Annotated in this window: 19 protein-coding genes and 3 pseudogenes; 9 read left to right on the plus strand and 13 right to left on the minus strand. The window is 57.3% G+C overall.

All coding sequences use genetic code 11. The features are described 5' to 3' along the window. Positions 1 to 64: 64 nt before the first annotated feature. The 8 genes and pseudogenes from AC1DYF_RS13660 to AC1DYF_RS13695 all read right to left on the minus strand — a co-directional run bounded on the left by AC1DYF_RS13660 (position 65) and on the right by AC1DYF_RS13695 (position 4059). Positions 65 to 418: a response regulator transcription factor gene (locus tag AC1DYF_RS13660; RefSeq protein WP_477877273.1), complete on the minus strand. Its 354-nt coding sequence runs from the start codon at positions 416 to 418 to the stop codon at positions 65 to 67. 465 nt (positions 419 to 883) lie between these two features. After that, positions 884 to 1135, minus strand: coding sequence for an SOS response-associated peptidase family protein (locus tag AC1DYF_RS13665; RefSeq protein WP_477877274.1), 252 nt, complete (start codon positions 1133 to 1135; stop codon positions 884 to 886). 140 nt (positions 1136 to 1275) lie between these two features. Further along, positions 1276 to 1551, minus strand: a complete 276-nt coding sequence (locus AC1DYF_RS13670; protein WP_477877275.1) for an SOS response-associated peptidase family protein — start codon at positions 1549 to 1551, stop codon at positions 1276 to 1278. Positions 1552 to 1736: 185 nt separating this feature from the next. Continuing rightward, positions 1737 to 1958 (minus strand): hypothetical protein, encoded by a 222-nt coding sequence (locus tag AC1DYF_RS13675; protein ID WP_477877276.1) that lies wholly within the window; start codon positions 1956 to 1958, stop codon positions 1737 to 1739. Between the two features lie 365 nt (positions 1959 to 2323). Continuing rightward, a complete protein-coding gene (locus AC1DYF_RS13680; protein WP_477877277.1) occupies positions 2324 to 3025 on the minus strand; it encodes an IS6 family transposase in 702 nt (233 codons plus the stop codon). 11 nt (positions 3026 to 3036) lie between these two features. Next, positions 3037 to 3339 (minus strand): plasmid pRiA4b ORF-3 family protein, encoded by a 303-nt coding sequence (locus AC1DYF_RS13685; RefSeq protein WP_477877278.1) that lies wholly within the window; start codon positions 3337 to 3339, stop codon positions 3037 to 3039. Next, positions 3336 to 3473, minus strand: a pseudogene (locus AC1DYF_RS13690) (transposase domain-containing protein); the annotation flags it as partial. The gene AC1DYF_RS13685 and the pseudogene AC1DYF_RS13690, both read right to left, overlap by 4 nt. A 217-nt stretch (positions 3474 to 3690) precedes the next feature. Then, the gene (locus tag AC1DYF_RS13695; RefSeq protein ID WP_477877279.1) at positions 3691 to 4059 is read right to left on the minus strand and encodes a tyrosine-type recombinase/integrase; all 369 of its coding nucleotides are present in this window, start codon (positions 4057 to 4059) and stop codon (positions 3691 to 3693) included. Positions 4060 to 4116: 57 nt separating this feature from the next. Here AC1DYF_RS13695 and AC1DYF_RS13700 point away from each other — a divergent pair. The 3 genes and pseudogenes from AC1DYF_RS13700 to AC1DYF_RS13710 form a co-directional block, all read left to right on the plus strand. Then, a pseudogene (locus tag AC1DYF_RS13700) lies at positions 4117 to 4599 on the plus strand (transposase); the annotation flags it as partial. Between the two features lie 620 nt (positions 4600 to 5219). Further along, the gene (ltrA, locus tag AC1DYF_RS13705) at positions 5220 to 6731 is read left to right on the plus strand and encodes a group II intron reverse transcriptase/maturase (RefSeq protein ID WP_477877396.1); all 1512 of its coding nucleotides are present in this window, start codon (positions 5220 to 5222) and stop codon (positions 6729 to 6731) included. Positions 6732 to 6795: 64 nt separating this feature from the next. Continuing rightward, positions 6796 to 7371: pseudogene (locus tag AC1DYF_RS13710) on the plus strand (IS256 family transposase); the annotation flags it as partial. 255 nt (positions 7372 to 7626) lie between these two features. Here AC1DYF_RS13710 and trpB read toward each other — a convergent pair. After that, on the minus strand, positions 7627 to 8853 hold the full coding sequence (gene trpB / locus AC1DYF_RS13715) for a tryptophan synthase subunit beta (RefSeq protein ID WP_477877397.1): 1227 nt from the start codon (positions 8851 to 8853) through the stop codon (positions 7627 to 7629). Between the two features lie 161 nt (positions 8854 to 9014). Between trpB and AC1DYF_RS13720 the strand changes: the two genes are divergently transcribed. After that, a complete protein-coding gene (locus AC1DYF_RS13720) occupies positions 9015 to 9548 on the plus strand; it encodes a lipocalin family protein (RefSeq protein WP_477877280.1) in 534 nt (177 codons plus the stop codon). Positions 9549 to 9560: 12 nt separating this feature from the next. On the opposite strand, the gene AC1DYF_RS13725 is transcribed toward AC1DYF_RS13720, so the two are convergent. Both AC1DYF_RS13725 and AC1DYF_RS13730 read right to left on the minus strand, forming a co-directional pair. Next, positions 9561 to 10109 carry a TetR/AcrR family transcriptional regulator gene (locus AC1DYF_RS13725; protein WP_477877281.1) on the minus strand — a complete coding sequence of 183 codons (549 nt, stop codon included), beginning with the start codon at positions 10107 to 10109 and terminating at the stop codon, positions 9561 to 9563. Between the two features lie 46 nt (positions 10110 to 10155). Further along, positions 10156 to 10971 (minus strand): SDR family NAD(P)-dependent oxidoreductase, encoded by an 816-nt coding sequence (locus tag AC1DYF_RS13730; protein ID WP_477877282.1) that lies wholly within the window; start codon positions 10969 to 10971, stop codon positions 10156 to 10158. A gap of 81 nt (positions 10972 to 11052) precedes the next feature. Here AC1DYF_RS13730 and AC1DYF_RS13735 point away from each other — a divergent pair, with 81 nt between their 5' ends. The 5 genes from AC1DYF_RS13735 to AC1DYF_RS13755 all read left to right on the plus strand — a co-directional run bounded on the left by AC1DYF_RS13735 (position 11053) and on the right by AC1DYF_RS13755 (position 14735). After that, a complete protein-coding gene (locus tag AC1DYF_RS13735; RefSeq protein ID WP_477877283.1) occupies positions 11053 to 11922 on the plus strand; it encodes a hypothetical protein in 870 nt (289 codons plus the stop codon). Between the two features lie 26 nt (positions 11923 to 11948). Next, positions 11949 to 12536, plus strand: a complete 588-nt coding sequence (locus AC1DYF_RS13740; protein ID WP_477877284.1) for an ActR/PrrA/RegA family redox response regulator transcription factor — start codon at positions 11949 to 11951, stop codon at positions 12534 to 12536. A gap of 110 nt (positions 12537 to 12646) precedes the next feature. Beyond that, positions 12647 to 13084, plus strand: a complete 438-nt coding sequence (locus AC1DYF_RS13745) for a TspO/MBR family protein (RefSeq protein ID WP_477877285.1) — start codon at positions 12647 to 12649, stop codon at positions 13082 to 13084. A 362-nt stretch (positions 13085 to 13446) separates the two neighbouring features. After that, positions 13447 to 14157 (plus strand): SDR family NAD(P)-dependent oxidoreductase, encoded by a 711-nt coding sequence (locus AC1DYF_RS13750; RefSeq protein WP_477877398.1) that lies wholly within the window; start codon positions 13447 to 13449, stop codon positions 14155 to 14157. 305 nt (positions 14158 to 14462) lie between these two features. Then, positions 14463 to 14735 (plus strand): hypothetical protein, encoded by a 273-nt coding sequence (locus AC1DYF_RS13755; RefSeq protein ID WP_477877286.1) that lies wholly within the window; start codon positions 14463 to 14465, stop codon positions 14733 to 14735. Positions 14736 to 14737: 2 nt separating this feature from the next. Here the strand turns inward: AC1DYF_RS13755 and AC1DYF_RS13760 are convergent, their stop codons facing one another. Both AC1DYF_RS13760 and folE read right to left on the minus strand, forming a co-directional pair. Further along, entirely contained in the window at positions 14738 to 16273 is a 1536-nt protein-coding gene (locus tag AC1DYF_RS13760; RefSeq protein WP_477877287.1) for a cryptochrome/photolyase family protein, read from the minus strand. Between the two features lie 11 nt (positions 16274 to 16284). Further along, positions 16285 to 16893: a GTP cyclohydrolase I FolE gene (gene folE / locus AC1DYF_RS13765; protein WP_477877288.1), complete on the minus strand. Its 609-nt coding sequence runs from the start codon at positions 16891 to 16893 to the stop codon at positions 16285 to 16287. Positions 16894 to 16985: the final 92 nt, after the last annotated feature.

Here is a 16985-nt window from a genome sequence, read left to right on the forward strand (position 1 = left end):
AGGCAGTGCACATGAGAAGAGCATCGAAGCAGCTTTGTCCGGCTTGCCAGAATGGTCCTCAGCCTCACTTTTTGGACAACGCGTTTAAGCGAGCGACAATATCCGAGAAGCTGTAGGGTTTCGAGAAGAATTCGGCGTCTGGTGGCAACTCTATGTCACCCGGGGCCAAGCGGCCCGAAGCCACGATGATGCCGGCTTGGGGAAACCTCTCAGCGACGGCGCGCGCCAGATCGACACCCGACAATCTGCCAGGCATCTGGATATCGGTGAAAAGGAAATGGATCGTCTGCTCTTTGATTATGCCGATCGCCTCGTCGGCCGAGGCAGCTTGGATGACTTCGAACCCCGCGTCCTCCAGCGCGTCGATAATGGTCAAGCGAATCAACACCTCGTCCTCGACCACAAGCACTCTGCGCATTTCCACTTTCCTCGGGTGACATGCTGTTCACGACCGAAATGAGATCGCTCCGCTTAAGTTCCCGCACGTTCGGCAGTGCGTTGGCAGAGAACATAACGAACCAGCAACGCGCCGAACGCATAGAGTGTTTTGGCAGCGAATGACGATCGTTGCCAGGCAAAGACGGCTAGCAAGAGTTAGCGATTATGTCTCCCTCGGCTTTCCCTATCCACGAAGAGAGCAATCTTCGACTGCGTCTCCTCCATCCCGAAGAGCTTCAGCATGCAGTTGTCAGCAAGATCGACGATGGCGGCCGCGGCTTCAGCGGGCGTCCAATCTGCGGCGATGCTGCATCCATGATATCGTTGAAATGATCTTCCATGGACTCGTAACACTCCAGGAAGCGATCATCGCAATAGCCTTGTAGGCACGGACGGTTCATTTATTTCTCCTGCCGACCCAACGAAGTCAGGAATCACCGGTTCCCTACAGCGGATTGACGCATCCGGGATCACCGTCGAACTTAGACGAATTCACATCTCGCGACACGCGGTGAAATTGCAGTTGACCGTTCAAATTGTGCCCCGCCAACATCGGCTTGAGATCGGCATGCGGCGTTTCTTTGGACAGCCAAGCGTCGTAAAATTCCGGATCGTGGATGTATGCAATGCGGTCATGAAGCTGGTTCGTGGGCGCGACGGCCTGGCCGGTGATGATCGTGCAGCTGTAGACATCCATTGCAATGTTATAGGCTCAGAGACCCGCAAATGCGAACGGCGTCGGGCCGGGCAGAAAGATGAACCATGGGTCTTTGCCGCCATCCTCGCCTTGGTCCACTCGTAATATCCGTCGGCGGGGATCAAACAGCGCTTCGGTTTCTAAGCGTCTTTGAAGGCGCCCGACGTGTCGACTGTTTCGACCTGGGCATTGAACATCGCAGCCTTCGGCATCTCCTTCGCCCAACTCGGCACAAGCCACCAGCGGCCCTCTCTCAGCACCTGCTGACCGTCGGCGTCATGATGGATGAACGGCACCGTTTGCGTCGGCGCGATGTTATAGCGGGCCGGAACGTTCCGGCCGAACCAGGGATCGGTCAACCGATAGGGTCGGATCAATTCCGGCCACGGCAGCATTTCGGTACAGCGCCCGCACATCTCACCCCTGCTTTGTACGCTATCTGACGGTACCGGAACGCTCCGCAGTCGCAAGCGTTAATCAGAGCTGCCAGGCTCGGTTTACCATCTCCCCTCTACGGTATCCGCCCCCGAGCCGTGTACAAGGCCCACCGCGAGCCCCTCTGCGGTGGGCTTTTTCTCTTGCGCTCGCCTTGAATTGCGGATCAGGGGTGTCGACTGAAGCGCAGCACCGCTGCCTCGTGGCAATAGATCAAAAGGTGGTCTCGATCGGTTATGCCCGCGCGATAAGCGCGAAGCACAAACTCCGCAAATTCCTTGTCGTTCGATGTCGTCCGGAGGAACCAGGGCTCACGGACTACCGCATTGAAGACATCTTGCACGACTTCCATCTCCTGAGGCAGCATCACCAGTCCAGTAAACGGCATTTTCAGCCTCCCTCATTTCCTCCTCAGCCAATTCTAATACGTTTCTGGCGCAATGCCAGGATGGCGAAGAGACCCTCCAAGACTCCGAAATCCGCACCGTTGCTGCGAGACGCTGAAGCGCCGCTCGTTTCGCGTCCTGTCCGCGTCCGGCGGCCGGAGCCGCCTGAACTTCCCTTTGACCCTATGCCAGAGCGAATTGAGCCATGCCTGGCTCAGCTCGTCGACAAGCCACCGTCGGGCGACCAATGGTCTTTCGAAATCAAATGGGATGGCTACCGCATGGCGGTGCGTGTCGAGCCGCAGCGAGTCCGGCATCGTAAACTTAATGGGCGAGAGGCAATGGGAGCCCGCTTGCGTCATGACGGTCACACCCGCGCGATTTCAGCCCACAGGTTCATCGCCTCTGAACGCAGTTCGCGATGGTGGCTGGATGAGATGTCGTGGCGGGGGATGTGGAAGAGGTTGGCGATCGGATCATGGATGGAGACGAAGCGCTGTAGATGTCGCTGYGACTTGAASCGTTTCATGATCCGTTCCCGTCGCCGGAATGGCTGGTGGGAGTTCTCCGCTCGATTGTTCAAGCCTTTGTGGTAACGATGTTCGACACCCGGCATGATCTCGCGCTTTGCAGCGTCGTAGGATCGGAGTTTGTCGGTGATCATCACCCGCGGCGGGTGCCTCTGGCTCTTCAACAGCTTGCGCATCAAGCGCTTGGCTGCCTTGGCGTTGCGACGACTTTGGACCAGAACGTCGAGGACGAAACCATCCTGATCGACTGCGCGCCAGAGCCAGTGCTTCTTGCCGCCGATCGCAACGACGGCCTCGTCAAGGTGCCACTTGTCGCCCAGCCGACCGGCGGAGCGGCTGCGGATCTCATTGGCGAAGGCGCGGCCGAATTTCTCTGCCCACAGACGAACCGTCTGATGCGAGACAATGATGCCTCGGGCCGCCAGCATGTCCTCGACCATCCGCAGGCTGAGGGGAAAACGGAAGTAGAGCCACACAGCATGGGCTATGATCTCGGCTGGGAAACGATGGCGGCGGTAAAGCGGGTCACGGTCTGTCATACCCCGTCATCTCACATCGAAATCCACGATCCGTTAAGTTGACGATGCCCCTTGGATGCCTCCTTGCGTGGTGCTGTCCCCCAGTCCTCGTCCATTGGCAGGCCGTATCTCTGTTTACCGATCGTGAACTCCCACAAGTGAGAGACGAACCAGCCCATCACAGCTTGGATGACGTCGTGCAGCACCTTCAGCGTGATCGACGTCGGCACATCGACTTCGCGCCAGATCAGAGGATCGGTATCCCGCAACTCGATACGGATCGTGGCGATTTCGTTGACGCTATCGGACATGGCAATCTTTGGGGACATGGTCATGCGGCCAATCTCGCAGATTGCGTCTTCCAATTCCAGGGTAGCAGTTCCCCGACCCTGGAGACGGGTATGTCGGCGATGCGGCAGAGCACATCGGCCAGCCAGGCCTGAGGGTCGATGTCATTGAGCTTGGCCGTTTATGCCGACCGGCGAACTATGCCGAGCGCCTCTTCTGATGGAGACGGATCACCGCGCGTTGCCGGGCAGTTCGGCTGGGAGCCGATGGTTGACAGTCGGCATAGTTCTCATGCTCAGAGGGCGTTCAGGAATTCCAGAAGCCGGTCGTTCGGTCGAAATCGCTGAGCCTTGGCACGTTCGTACGGCTTCAGCTTTGCGAGTGCGGATTCCTTCAGTTCAAGATGTGCATGAAGATAGGTCAGCGTTGTCCATCGCCTCGTGGCCCAGCCACAGGGCGATGACCGAGCAGTCGACGCCCGCCTGCTGCAACTCCATTGCAGCGGAGTGCCGCAAGACATGAGGCGACACTCGCTTCGAGCGAAGGGAGATGCAGTGCTCGCGCGCATTGGTGACATATTTGTTCAACAGTGCCTGCACGCCGTCGGCGCTGAGCTTGCCACCGTGCATATTCGGAAAGGGAGCCGTTGCGCCTCGCTTTCCGGGTGGTCGCGTCCCTGGGGGAGGTGTAGCTCGGCGGTAGCGAAGCCGCTCGCGAGCGCGCCCACAACAGCGCCGTAGCGAGTGAGCGGCGTAGCGGGCGGTCATCAGTGTTTTCCGGTAGGCTCGGGTTGTTCAAGCTCAAACCTGATGGAAAGACCACCGATGACCGATGACATGATGACCCTTCGCTCGCTTGTTGAGAAGAGTGCTGATACCGATTTATTGCGCGAGATGATCGGCTTTACGGCCGAGAAGCTGATGGAACTGGAGATTGGCGCCAARACGGGTGCTGCTTATGGCGAGAAGAATGCGTTGCGGCTCGCTCAGCGCAATGGCTACCGCGAGCGCGACTGGGAAACGCGGGCTGGAACGGTTGAGCTGCGGATCCCGAAGCTCAGGACCGGCAGCTATTTCCCAAGCTTCCTGGAGCCGCGCCGGATGGCTGAGAAGGCTCTGACCGCAGTGATCCAGGAAGCCTATATCCAGGGTGTGTCAACCCGTTCGGTCGATGACTTGGTCAAGGCGATGGGAATGTCGGGCATTTCCAAGAGCCAGGTCTCCCGGCTATGCGAAGAGATCGACGACAAGGTCAAGGCTTTCCTGGCTCGGCCGATCGAGGGCGATTGGCCATATCTATGGATCGACGGTGCGCCATGCGGCGCGGGAGGTGCTGATGTTTTAGCGTAACCTCTCAAAGCTTGCCGATTTTTGACCGGCGGCTGCGATGCCGCCCGATCTGCAGGAGCAGTGGGTCGAAGGGGGCCGAGAAGCCGGACCGGGCGTCGCCGGTTGGGTTGCATAAGCAGATTGGCCTTAACTGTACCGGACGCGGGCCATCAACCGCGGGCCGGACTACCGCAGTGCCCATGGCGAGACAACGAAGTGGGCGCCAGAAGCCTCGAAACACAGAAATCGCTTCCATCAGCGTGATGGCGTGGAAGCACGAAAGAGCGATCAGAGGCGGTAAGGTTCGTCGATCCTTACTGCCGGGTTCTCGATGAGACCCGAGATGGGACTGGCTCCAATGCCCCACCTCCCGCATTGCACGGGGCAGAGCTCGCCGCCTAACGGCACGAGGTTGGAAATCGGAACATGGGAACTTGGATCGTCTGCCCGGTCGGAAGCCGGGCTCGCTGCGACGGCCAGATAGGGACGATGCCAAGGGCGGAGCTTTCGTAGTAGTCGGAGTGCGGGAAAACCGCACACAGGGCGAAGGGAAGCAGGAAGACGATAGGCYTGCAAAGACGGAGAAGTGATCTGTGGACATGGATCATCGGACCGACAAGGTCTGGGTACTCGGCATTCAAAGCAAACTCTATCAGTGGAGTAAGGCGAATCCCGACGATCAGTGGCGCGACATGTGGGGTTGGTTGACCGACCTCAGAGTGCTGCGTCATGCCTGGCAGCGCGTCGCCTCTAACAAAGGGGGACGCACGGCCGGGGTTGACGGGATGACGGTGGGACGCATCCGGAATAGGGGTGAATATCGCTTCCTGGTCGATCTTCAAGCTGATCTGCGCAGTGGTGCGTATCGGCCAAGTCCGGCCAGACGCAAGTTCATTCCAAAGGCCGGGAAACCGGGGCAATTCCGGCCCTTGGGTATTCCCACCGTCAGAGACCGCGTCGTACAGGGCGCGGTTAAAATCCTTTTGGAGCCGATCTTCGAGGCGCAATTCTGGCATGTCTCTTACGGGTTCCGGCCCGGCAGGAACACCCATGGTGCCTTGGAGTACATTCGTCGGGCAGCCTTGCCGCAGAAGCGTGACAAGGACACCCGACGAAACCGGTTGCCATACCCTTGGGTTATTGAGGGGGACATCAGAGGATGCTTCGACAATATCAATCATCACCACCTTCTCGATCGAATGCGCAAGCGCATTGCCGATCGGCGAGTGGTGAGATTGGTCGGACTATTCCTGAAGGCCGGTGTTCTGGCGGAGGATCAGTTCCTGCGGACAGACGCCGGTACTCCCCAAGGCGGGATAATCTCACCCTTGCTCGCCAACATCGCGCTCAGTGCGATCGAGGAGCGATATGAGAGGTGGGTCTATCATCGCCGGAAGACCCAGTCCCGTCGCAAGAGCAACGGGGTGGCGGCAGCGGCGAGCGCGCGGGACACGGACCGCATAGCAGGACGCTGTGTGTTTCTGCCGGTGCGCTATGCCGATGACTTCGTGGTTCTGGTGTCCGGATCAATGGAGGAGGCCATGGCAGAGAAATCCGCACTCGCCGACTACCTGATCAAAACCACCGGGCTGACATTGTCGCCGGAAAAGACGAAGGTCACGGCCATGACAGCGGGCTTCGAGTTCCTCGGATTCCGTTTCGGTGCACATTGGGACGAACGTTATGGCTACGGTCCTCGCGTCGAAATACCCAACGCAAAGGCCGCGAACCTACGTCATAAAGTCAAGGAACTGACGCAGCGCGACAGCATCTGCGTCAGCCTTGGCGAAAAGCTCCGAAAGGTGAATGCCATCACCAGCGGATGGGCGAATTATTACCGCTACTGTGTGGGCGCTGGCCGCGTATTTGTCGCTCTCGACTGGTACATCGGCCTGCGTCTTTACTGCTGGCTCCGTAAGAAACGCCCAAAAGCGACGCCGAATGAACTGTGGGGCTCGAAACAGCCAAGCAGACGCCGGCCGACGAGACGGGTCTGGAGAGAAGGATCCATCGAGCAACATGTGCTCTGCTGGACACCTGTCGAGCGATATCGTCTTGCGTGGATGGAAGTGCCTGACTTTGCCATGTCTTCTGGAGAGCCGGATGCGTAACGAAAGGCGCACGTCCGGTTCGGCGAGAGGCGATGCGAGACCTGCCGCCGCAATGCGGTAAGGCTTCTTGCGCAAGCTGACCCGTCGTGGTCTCAGCGGCGTCAAGCTCGTCGTCTCCGATGCCCATGAAGGTATCAAAGCGGCTGTCTCCAAGGTCCTCTCGGCCACCTGGCAGCGCTGCCGGGTGCACTTCATGCGCAACGTTCTGGCGCATGCCGGCAAGAGCGGCCGGCGGGTCGTTTCCGCCTTCATTGCCACGGCCTTTGCCCAGGACACGCCGGAAGCCGCAAGTACTCAGTGGCGTAGCGTCGCCGATCAGATCCGGCCGAAAGTGCCAAAGCTCGCAAATCTCATGGACAATGCCGAAGAAGACGTGCTCGCCTACATGACCTTCCCGAAACAGCATTGGACCAAGCTTCACAGCACCAATCCCATCGAACGCCTCAACGGCGAGATCAAGCGCCGCACCGACGTCGTCGGCATCTTCCCCAACGACGATGCCATCGTCAGGCTCGTCGGTGCACTGCTGCTCGAACAGAACGACGAATGGGCTGTTCAGCGATCCCGTTACATGACCCTTGAGACCATCGCACAAATGAGCGATGATCCGTTAATCAGCCTGCCCGCTGCGGCTCGCTGACCCATTCCCGGCTCAGCCGGAAAGCACGGCGATCACAAAGCCGAGCTACACCACTCCCAGAGACGCGATCATCAGTAAAGCGAATTACTACGTCTGCACCATCGATCAGCGTGATTGCAAAGGATCAGATGTTCCAGTTTGAACGGTAGCGGTCTTTGCGCCATAACCATTTCACAATAATTGCGGATCGGCAACAACAGAGCCGGCACCGGGAGACCAGCCGACTCGGGAGTGGTGCCAAAATCGTGGTGGACGTTATGATAGGCCATCGTTCAGGTCGCTGGACTCCAAGAGCTTCGCGACGGTGAAGATGTCCTTGTCGCCCCGGCCACAAAGATTGAGAATTATCAGATCGCCCGCAGGCATCTGCGGCGCTCTCTTGATCACCTCGGCGAGTGCGTGAGACGGCTCCAATGCGGGAATTATGCCTTCCTCCGTAGCCAGGAACTGGAAGGCGCTCAGCGCTTCGGAATCTGTTGCGGATGTGTAGGAGACGCGACCGTTTTCTTTGAGCCAGGCATGTTCTGGACCTACGCCGGGATAATCCAGCCCAGCTGATATAGAGTGCCCCTCGGCAATTTGGCCATCAAAATCTTGAAGCAGGTATGTTCGATTGCCATGCAGGACGCCGGGCATGCCCATGCTCAACGAGGCGCAGTGTTCTGGCGTATCAAGACCTTTACCGGCCGGCTCGACGCCCAGCATCGTCACCTCGCTGTCAGCCAGGAAAGGATGAAACAAGCCCATCGCGTTTGAGCCGCCACCAACAGCTGCCACAAGCAAGTTCGGCAGACGACCCTCATATTCCAGAATTTGGGAGCGTGCTTCCTTGCCGATGACCGATTGAAGCGTCCTGACCATTTCGGGATATGGATGGGGGCCAGCAGCCGTTCCGATGAGGTAATAGGTGTCCTCAATATTGGTGACCCAGTCGCGCAAAGCCTCGTTCATCGCATCCTTGAGAGTTCCATTTCCGGAGGTAACCGGCCTCAGTTCGGCTCCCAGCAGACGCATCCTGAACACGTTCGGTGCCTGGCGCTCGATGTCTTTTGCCCCCATGTAAATGACGCATTGCAGGCCAAATCGTGCCGCGACCGTGGCGGTTGCCACACCATGCTGTCCGGCGCCAGTTTCTGCGATGATCCGTCGCTTACCCATTCTTTGGGCAATAACGATTTGGCCAATGCAATTGTTGATCTTGTGCGATCCGGTGTGGTTCAGCTCGTCCCTTTTGAGATAAATTTTGGGTCCGCCCAATCGCTTTGTAATACGTTCGGCAAAGTAAAGTGGGCTCGGACGTCCAACATAATTCCGCAGCAGGTCGTGATATGTTTGCCAGAAGCCATGATCGTTCTTGGCCGCGTTCCATTCCTCATTCAGGCTGATCAGGAGCGGCATCAATGTTTCCGCTACAAACCGGCCACCGAATTTTCCAAAAAATCCTTGAGCGTCGGGTAGAGTTTTAGTCGACAAGCTATTCATCGGTGGAAGCCCTCGTTTCAACTCTCTTACGCAGCAGGAAAGTTTTGGATGGTACGAAGGGAGAAAGTATCGGCTCTCCGCCCCATTCAATGAATACAGAGCGATTGCTTGATCCAGGCTCATCGATTTCTCGTACCAGAGGTCAATGATCGGAGACCAGGATGACAATCCGTTTCAAACTTCTCAATTATGCCCTTGGCGTGGCATTAATTGCCCTGACCGCCGCTCCAATCGCCGTCATGGCGGAGTCAGAGGTTGCTCATGTAAGAAGCAGTCACTATAGCGGCACTTGGCTCGAGATCGGCAGGCACCCAATGTGGCTGACAGATGGTTGTGTGGCCGGCTACACGACTTATCGACCTGGCTCCCGGGCCGGCGAGATCATGGTCGAGGACGGCTGTCATCAAGGAACGCCGGCGGGCAAATTGAAAACAATAGAGGGCAAGGGCGACCTCCTCGACGTGAAGACGACCCGCGCCAAGCTGCGGGTGCGGTACCCGCTTCTGATTACTTTCAATTACTGGGTACTGTACGAGTCGCCCGCCCACGACTGGTTCATCAGTGCCGACCCGCAGATGAAGAACCTTTGGATCTATTCGCGCAGGGTTCCAACCAAGCAAAAACTGGCGACTATGGTGAAAAAGGCGAAGTCGCTTGGATATGATGTAAGAAAGCTCGAATTCCCCGCACAGTAGCGCGTCGTTTCGCTATTCCTTGTTTGACAATGCGTCGCCAATGCGGCGGAGCACGTGCTCCAGGGCTCCGGCTTGAACGCTTTCCGAGAGTCCAAGCCCGTCAGTTATGTCCGACTTCAAGATTCCTGCAAGCCCATGCATGGTTCCCCAGACGAAGACAGCGTCTCGGTCTATGCGATCGCCGAGAGCGAACTCTCCATATTTGCGCCGCAGCGCCTCGCGGAGTAAGTCGAAGGCGTGGTGGGCGCTGGCTTTCATCTCCGGGTGGTCAATGGCATTCGGCAGCGTCGTCGAAAACATCAAGCGGTATTGCAGCGGGAAGGCCAAAGCATAGCCGATATAGGCGATCCCCATCGCGGCCATATCCGCATCCGCATCGTCCGAATGCAAGCGGGCATCCAGATGGCGCGCGAATTCCTCGAAGCAGCGACGAATAATTTCCGCCAGGAGGTGATCCCTGCTTGGATAGTGTTTGTAAGGCGCGCCATGTGAGACGCCAAGCCGCCGCGCCACATCCCGGAGGCTCAGTCTGTCGACGCCGTGTTCGGCAATGATGGCCATCGCCTCAGTGACGCAATCGTCTGCGAGGTTTCCAGATCGCCTTGATTCAGTTTGCACCATGCCCCGCCATGCTTCTCATGATGCGTCCCATGATAAGCACCCGAACAAAGCGCGGCAAGGCAATCAGCGAGAAGGTTAGAAAACGGCCGACGCGACCGGGCACCGTCAAGCTTCTGCGACCAAGTGCCGTCAGAGTCTGTGCTGCTACCTGCCACGGTTCATCGGCTGCCCCCATCGACATCCCGGCTCTGGACGCAAACCCGGACCGCACTGGTCCGGGGGCGGATACTAGAATATCGACTGCGCTGGACTTCATCTCGATAGTCAGAGCCTCTCCAAGTGCATGAACATATGCCTTTGTCGCTGCATAGGTGGCAGCAAACGGGGCGCCTTGCCGCCCCACGAGTGATCCCATCATGACCACTCCTCCCCCGCCCCTGCCTGCGAAGTGACCGGCAAGGGAATAGGCCAGTTCCGTGACGACACGGCAGTTGAGATCGACCATCCCCAATTCGCTTTCAAGCTGCTGAGACAGAAACCTGCCGGAACTGCCGAACCCGGCCGCGGCAATCAGCAGCCCAGCATTTTCAGCAATTGCTGCGTCGACGACTGCCTGCACCGCACCTGGGACGCTCAGATCCAGGGCCAACGGCATGGCGCGAACCCCGTTCTGCTCGGCAATCAAATCAGCAAGTTCCGCAAGCTTGTCGCGCCTGCGAGCGACGAGGATGAGGGAAAAACCCAGCCGGGCAAGGTGCTCTGCAAAAGCACGACCTATGCCCTCAGAGGCGCCCGTCACGACGGCCACCGGGCCGTATTTTTTGAAACGCTTGTCAATTTGACCGTCGGATATGATCTGCACAGCGTTCTCCCTCGTACAGTAGACACTGTCTACATTAAAAGGTAGACGGTGTCTACTGAATTGGGGCTACGGGAGAGCCAAATGTCAGCAATTGGATTGTGGTGGACCACCGCCTTGATGCTCTTACTGCTTATGGTCCCGACTTTGATCGCGCTCATTATGGATCGGCGCGAACTTGATAGTGATCGCGTGTGGGCAAAGCCGTTGAAATTCCAACTTTCGCTCGCCGTCCATTTCGCAACCCTGGCTTTGCTGGCGCAGGATTTGCCGACGACCGTTATAGAGGATTGGCCATTCTATGGCGGGGCAGTGCTAAGCGTCGTCGCGACTGTTTTCGAAATCCTTTACATTGGCATCCAGGCGGCCAGGCAGCAAAAGTCCCATTTCAACTTCGAGACCCCGCTGACAGCAATGCTCTATGGCCTCATGGCAATTGGAGCGGTGATGATTACTGCTGCCGCAGCTTTGGTGGGTATCTTGCTGCTGTGCTGCGAAACACCTTCAATCGGCTACGGCCTCAAGATCGGAGGGGGCGTGGGTTTGATTGGTGGCACGGCGCTGACATTTGTTACTGCCTTCCGGATGGGTGCCACCATGACCCGCTACAATGGCGAAGAGAAAGCCGGCGCTGCCAGGATGGCTGTCACGGGCTGGTCGCTCAGCGTGGCAGACCGCCGTATTCCCCATTTCCTGGCAACACATATGATGCAGGTGTTGCCGGCTACTGGCCTTATTGTCGATCCGGTACTGCCCCCTCTCCCGTCGGCGTTCGTGGTTTTGCTCTGCGCCGGTGGCTACGCTTTCGTGACGTTGCAGACATTCCGACGCGTGAACCGTGGCCAAGTGATTGCATGGCCAGGCCCATTCGGGAACCTCTTTGGACGGGGCATCATTGAACCGCGGCAATCGAACGCACGTTCCCGGTCATCTGCAAAACGCTGGCGCTCGTAAGACAGCACAAAAGGAAAGAGAAACCGATGTTGAGCCGCGAATTCAACCACGGCCATGCCTCGAACTCAGTTGTGATCGACAAGGCCAGCGCCGACAAATCCCTTCTGATCGTCGAAGACGATAACGTGTTCCTTAAAAGATTGGCTCGCGCCATGACCTGTCGCGGGTTTTCTGTCGAAACGGCCGCGACCCGTGCAGATGCCATCGCCTTGATCCGCAACAGGCCGCCGCTATACGGCATCATCGATCTCAGATTGACCGATGGTAGCGGACTTGACGTGATCGAAGCGGTGCGCATGCGGCGTGACGATAGCCGCCTGCTGATCCTGACGGGCTACGGAAACATTGCCAATGCGGTAACAGCCGTTAAACTCGGCGCCATTGATTATCTTGCAAAGCCCGTGGATACTGATGAAGTCGTTCGAGCCCTAACTGGAGAAGACGATGTCAAGGCCGATCCGCCGGAACACCCGATGTCCGCGGCCCGTGTCCGTTGGGAGTATATCCAGCGGGTGTACGAGCGTTGTGAGCAAAATATTTCGGAAACCGCGCGTCATCTGAATATGCATCGACGAACCCTGCAGCGGATCTTGTCCAAACATGCTCCGAAATAGATGCTATGTGTCCCTGACCGCGCGAAGTGCATTATTTTGAAAGACACCAGGTGAGCCTGGATGGAAGAAGTTGGAACACTATGTCCACGAGCCGCTCTGCCGAGATAAAGATGCTTTTTCTATTTCTCGTTGTCGTTATCGGAGCTGGGCTTGCCATTGGTCTGACCATACGGCCGGGTTCGTGGTACGGTTCGTTGAACAAGCCCTCCTTCAACCCTCCGAACTGGATTTTTGGTCCGACCTGGACTGTACTCTATGTCCTTATTGCGATTGCAGGATGGCGCACCTGGCGGCGTGATCGATTTTCCGGCTGGCCGATGCGGATGTGGGTCGGCCAAATGATATTGAACTGGCTTTGGACGCCTCTTTTCTTTGGCGCCCATCAGATGTTGGCGGGCTTAGCCGTCATCATCTGCCTGCTTTTTGCCGTCGTTGGTTTCATTGCTGTGTCTCGTGACACCCTCGCGCGACTTTGCTTCTTGCCCTATGCGCTCTGGGTCGGCTTCGCCTCACTTCTCAATGCCGCTCTGCTATCGCTCAACGGGTGATGCACAAGATATCAGAGCGGAGGCTGCGGCGGATCTTGTTCATTTTCCCGTTCGGTACTCGTCGGCACGCTTTGCTGCTTTATCCGATCAAGATAGTCATGCGCGGCCCGCGTCGCCTCTGCTGAGTTTTTGAAAGGCCCAGCCAGGAGAATTGCATCGGAGCCTTGCATGATCACGACCGCTTTGGTGACCGCGTCAAAAATGACTTGCGTTTCTTCCTGAACAGAGTGGGTCATCCCGTGCGCTCGTCAAATGAATTCGACCTGCGATACGGATTGCAGCAATTTCCGGATCGGCTGCCTCATACACAATTTCGTATGCGGTCGACAAATCCAGGAAGTGGCGGACCGCGTAAATCGGTCATGACTGTTCTTGGATCTCTCAACTCTGGTTACAAAGCGCTCGTGATCGGAGCGTCCGGCGGCATTGGCAGCGCGCTAGTCGCCTGTTTTGCCGCTGACCCGAGTTGCGCGGCGGTCCTATCTTTGTCGCGGCGAGGTGACAACGGCGTTGACATAACCGACGAGACGACACTCGCCGATGCCGCAATGCGGCTTTCGCAGCAATACGGGCATTTCGAACTGGTTTTCAATGCCACGGGGGCGTTGACGATCGATTCCATCGGCCCCGAAAAGACGATTAAGTCACTCGACGCTTCCGTCATGGCCAGGCAATTTGCGGTGAACGCTATCGGTCCAGCCTTGCTCCTCAAACATTTTTCGCCGCTTTTGCCAAAGAACCGTCGGAGTATTTTCGGATCGCTGTCTGCAAGAGTGGGTTCGATTGGCGACAACAAGCTTGGCGGCTGGATTTCTTACCGGGCGTCTAAGGCCGCGCAGAACCAAATCGTCAGAACAGCGGCCATTGAACTGAGCCGGACGCATCCGTACTCCGTCGTGGTCGCACTGCACCCAGGAAGTGTCGAAACAGCTCTCTCCGAACCTTTCGCCAGGGGGCACGCGCGGATGACTCCGGAGCAATCGGCCTCATATCTCCTGCAGACGCTGGACAGGCTTGTGCCGGAGGATTCCGGTGGTTTCTTCGCCTATGACGCGTCACGGATAGATTGGTGAATCGAAAGTGCAAATATGTCGGCTTGCGGTTCGGCGTGACTGCACCGAAACGAGGCGATTGGACGCTTAGACTACCGATGTAGCTCCGGGTATACAACGCCTCCGTTAGCAATCGATCGTATCTAAACTGCGCAAGACGGTCGGTGTAAAGCCGGCGCGCGCCTCTGGCGAGCTTTCTGTTCTGGATGGTGATCTGCAGTCGCCAGCATTGGGCATTCTTGCGGATCAGCCAACACTCGAACTCCTCTCTCAGTCGCGCCGGCAAGTGCTGCAGTTCGTCGCTGTCGAGCACGAATGCAGCGCCCGTGCCGAACAACCGTAATCCAACGACGTCGATTATCGCGACTTTGCAGTCTCAGGCGGCTGCGTGCATCGACGCCATCACTTGGGGCACAATGGCACAAGGCACGCAGAAACATGGTAACGTAGGCCGTAATGACATTGCGCTGGGTTGGGAAATGCTACTGTCTGAGGGGTTCGTGGAAGATGAAATCGTCGCTTTTGATCGCAACCGTCACGACGGCCGGGTCATCTGCGATCCGACGATGTCCAACAATTGCTATGTTCATTGCAGCTAAGATCAAGACAACGTTTCCAGGAATTCAGCAGCCTGTCGACGCAATTCTTTTCGGGTCACCTCATCCATTCGGTTCCACGTCGCATAGGCCTGCGAAAGACGATGATTTCCCTTGAGTTTGGACTGATTGCGGATGAGGAAATCCCAATAGAGCGCGTTGAAGGGGCATGCGCCCGTGCCTGTACGCTTGTGAGGATCGTAGTGGCAGCCGTCGCAATAGTCCGACATCCGATTGATATAGTTTCCGCTGGCTGCATACGGCTTCGTGCCGACCACGCCACCATCGGCAAACTGGCTCATGCCAATAACGTTGGGCAGTTCGACCCACTCGTAGGCATCGGCATAGACTTCGAGATACCATTCGTGCACGGCTCTTGGATCGATGCCGGCAAGCAGTGCGAAATTGCCGGTAATCATTAAGCGCTGGATGTGATGGGCGTATGCGTGGGCGATCGTTTCGTTCACTACCGTTGCCATGCAATTCATGTTGGTCTGACCCGTCCAATAGAGCGAAGGCAGAGGTCGCGCATTTTCGAAGAAATTGGCGGAAGCGTAGGTCGGCATCCGCAGCCAGTAGATGCCGCGCACATACTCGCGCCAGCCAATGATCTGGCGGATGAAACCTTCCACCGCGGTAAGCGGCGCCCTTCCCTCCAGATATTGCTGCTCCACCGCACGACAGACGAGTAGCGGATCAAGAAAGCCTATGTTGATGTAGAACGACAGCAGAGAGTGGTTCAGAAATGGATCGTCCTTGAGCATAGCATCCTGCGTCGCACCAAAGTTCGGAAGGAACTCATTAAGGAACGTATCAAGGACAAGTTCGGCATCGTGTTGAGTCACCGCGAACTGAAACGATTGAGTGGTGCCGATATTGTTCGGGAAGAGTCGTTCGACGACCGAGATCACCTCTCGTGTGGTTTCGTCCGGTTCGAGCCGATCACGTCTCGGCCGCAGCAAATCCGGGGTCGCCGGCTTTCGGTTTTCTGCGTCGAAATTCCAACGTCCGCCGACTGGCGCACCGCCGTTCATGAGTAGCCCGGTCTTGCGCCGCATCTCCCGATAGAAGTATTCCATCGTCAGAGTCTTGCGACCGCGCGCCCATTGCGCGAATTCGGCGTGCGAACACAGGAAACGATTGTCTGGCAGAATGACAACCTCTGTGCCCGCTCCTTCATCCCACGACGACATATCCTGAAGAACGCGCCATTCTCCCGGCTCAGTGACTCTGACCGCTTCCGGCTCGAGCGCCGCAACGGCACGAGCAAGTTCCCCGCAAAAAGATCCGGCGTTGTCCGGATCGTCGATGCGGATGTAACGCACGCGAAACCCAGACTTTCGCAGTGTCTCTGCGAAATGCCGCATCGCCGAGAAAATAAAGGCAATCTTCTGCTTGTGATGCCGGACATAACTGGCTTCGGCCATTACTTCGCACATCATCACCACGTCACGATCTTTGTCTGCCTCTGCCAGGCTGGATATGCCCAAGGACAGCTGGTCGCCCAGGATGAATAGAAGATAGCGGACCGCACGAGACAATTTGGAGAACCTCAATTCCGAACTAGCATCATGAACCGCGCCTGCTGAGCCGCATCATTCTCGAATAGACCAGTGAAACTTAGTGTCAGCGTTTTCGCTCCCTGCTTACGGATTCCACGCATGACCATGCACATGTGCTCGGCTTCGACCATCACGGCCACACCTTCTGGCCGAACGACATCGTCGAGCGAACGGGTGATCTGGGCCGTCAGCGCCTCCTGCGTCTGCAGCCTCCTGGCGTAGACATCGACCAGTCGGGCGATTTTTGAGAGGCCAAGCACGCGACCTGAAGGCCAATAGGCTACATGCGCTTTGCCGAAAAACGGCACCATGTGGTGCTCGCAGTGGGAGAAAAATGGGATATCCTTGACAACGATGAGATCGTTATAGCCTGCCACCTCTTCGAATGTGCGCGACAATATGTCTTCCGGCGTCTGCTCGTAACCACCGAAGAGTTCACCATAGGCCTTGGCTATGCGGGCGGGCGTGTCGCGGAGCCCTTCCCTTTGGGGATCTTCACCTGCCCACCGCAGTAGCGTGCACACCGCTTCCTCTGCCTCACGTCGGGACGGTCGGCCCTCGTGGTTCGGATCGATCTTGTTCTCTGCGTAGGCATCCATGTCGACCAACTCCATTTCGAACGCGCTGGTACGTGGCGGAAGCGGGAGTGGATCAAAGAATTCGCCGCCCAATGATCCAGCCGCGATCTTTT

The sequence above is a fragment of the Rhizobium sp. P2_G9 genome, from assembly GCF_056403475.1.

What these genes read in the sequence shown, in the direction of transcription:
- AC1DYF_RS13685 (WP_477877278.1), bottom strand. Translation starts at nt 3,339, where the DNA reads ATGACCATGTCCCCAAAGATTGCCATGTCCGATAGCGTCAACGAAATC.
- AC1DYF_RS13750 (WP_477877398.1), top strand. Translation starts at nt 13,447, where the DNA reads ATGACTGTTCTTGGATCTCTCAACTCTGGTTACAAAGCGCTCGTGATC.
- AC1DYF_RS13745 (WP_477877285.1), top strand. Translation starts at nt 12,647, where the DNA reads ATGCTTTTTCTATTTCTCGTTGTCGTTATCGGAGCTGGGCTTGCCATT.
- AC1DYF_RS13675 (WP_477877276.1), bottom strand. Translation starts at nt 1,958, where the DNA reads ATGCCGTTTACTGGACTGGTGATGCTGCCTCAGGAGATGGAAGTCGTG.
- folE (WP_477877288.1), bottom strand. Translation starts at nt 16,893, where the DNA reads ATGGATGCCTACGCAGAGAACAAGATCGATCCGAACCACGAGGGCCGA.
- AC1DYF_RS13695 (WP_477877279.1), bottom strand. Translation starts at nt 4,059, where the DNA reads ATGACCGCCCGCTACGCCGCTCACTCGCTACGGCGCTGTTGTGGGCGC.
- AC1DYF_RS13740 (WP_477877284.1), top strand. Translation starts at nt 11,949, where the DNA reads ATGTTGAGCCGCGAATTCAACCACGGCCATGCCTCGAACTCAGTTGTG.
- AC1DYF_RS13660 (WP_477877273.1), bottom strand. Translation starts at nt 418, where the DNA reads ATGCGCAGAGTGCTTGTGGTCGAGGACGAGGTGTTGATTCGCTTGACC.
- AC1DYF_RS13665 (WP_477877274.1), bottom strand. Translation starts at nt 1,135, where the DNA reads ATGGATGTCTACAGCTGCACGATCATCACCGGCCAGGCCGTCGCGCCC.
- AC1DYF_RS13725 (WP_477877281.1), bottom strand. Translation starts at nt 10,109, where the DNA reads ATGGCCATCATTGCCGAACACGGCGTCGACAGACTGAGCCTCCGGGAT.
- trpB (WP_477877397.1), bottom strand. Translation starts at nt 8,853, where the DNA reads ATGAATAGCTTGTCGACTAAAACTCTACCCGACGCTCAAGGATTTTTT.
- AC1DYF_RS13720 (WP_477877280.1), top strand. Translation starts at nt 9,015, where the DNA reads ATGACAATCCGTTTCAAACTTCTCAATTATGCCCTTGGCGTGGCATTA.
- AC1DYF_RS13735 (WP_477877283.1), top strand. Translation starts at nt 11,053, where the DNA reads ATGTCAGCAATTGGATTGTGGTGGACCACCGCCTTGATGCTCTTACTG.
- AC1DYF_RS13670 (WP_477877275.1), bottom strand. Translation starts at nt 1,551, where the DNA reads ATGTGCGGGCGCTGTACCGAAATGCTGCCGTGGCCGGAATTGATCCGA.
- ltrA (WP_477877396.1), top strand. Translation starts at nt 5,220, where the DNA reads ATGGATCATCGGACCGACAAGGTCTGGGTACTCGGCATTCAAAGCAAA.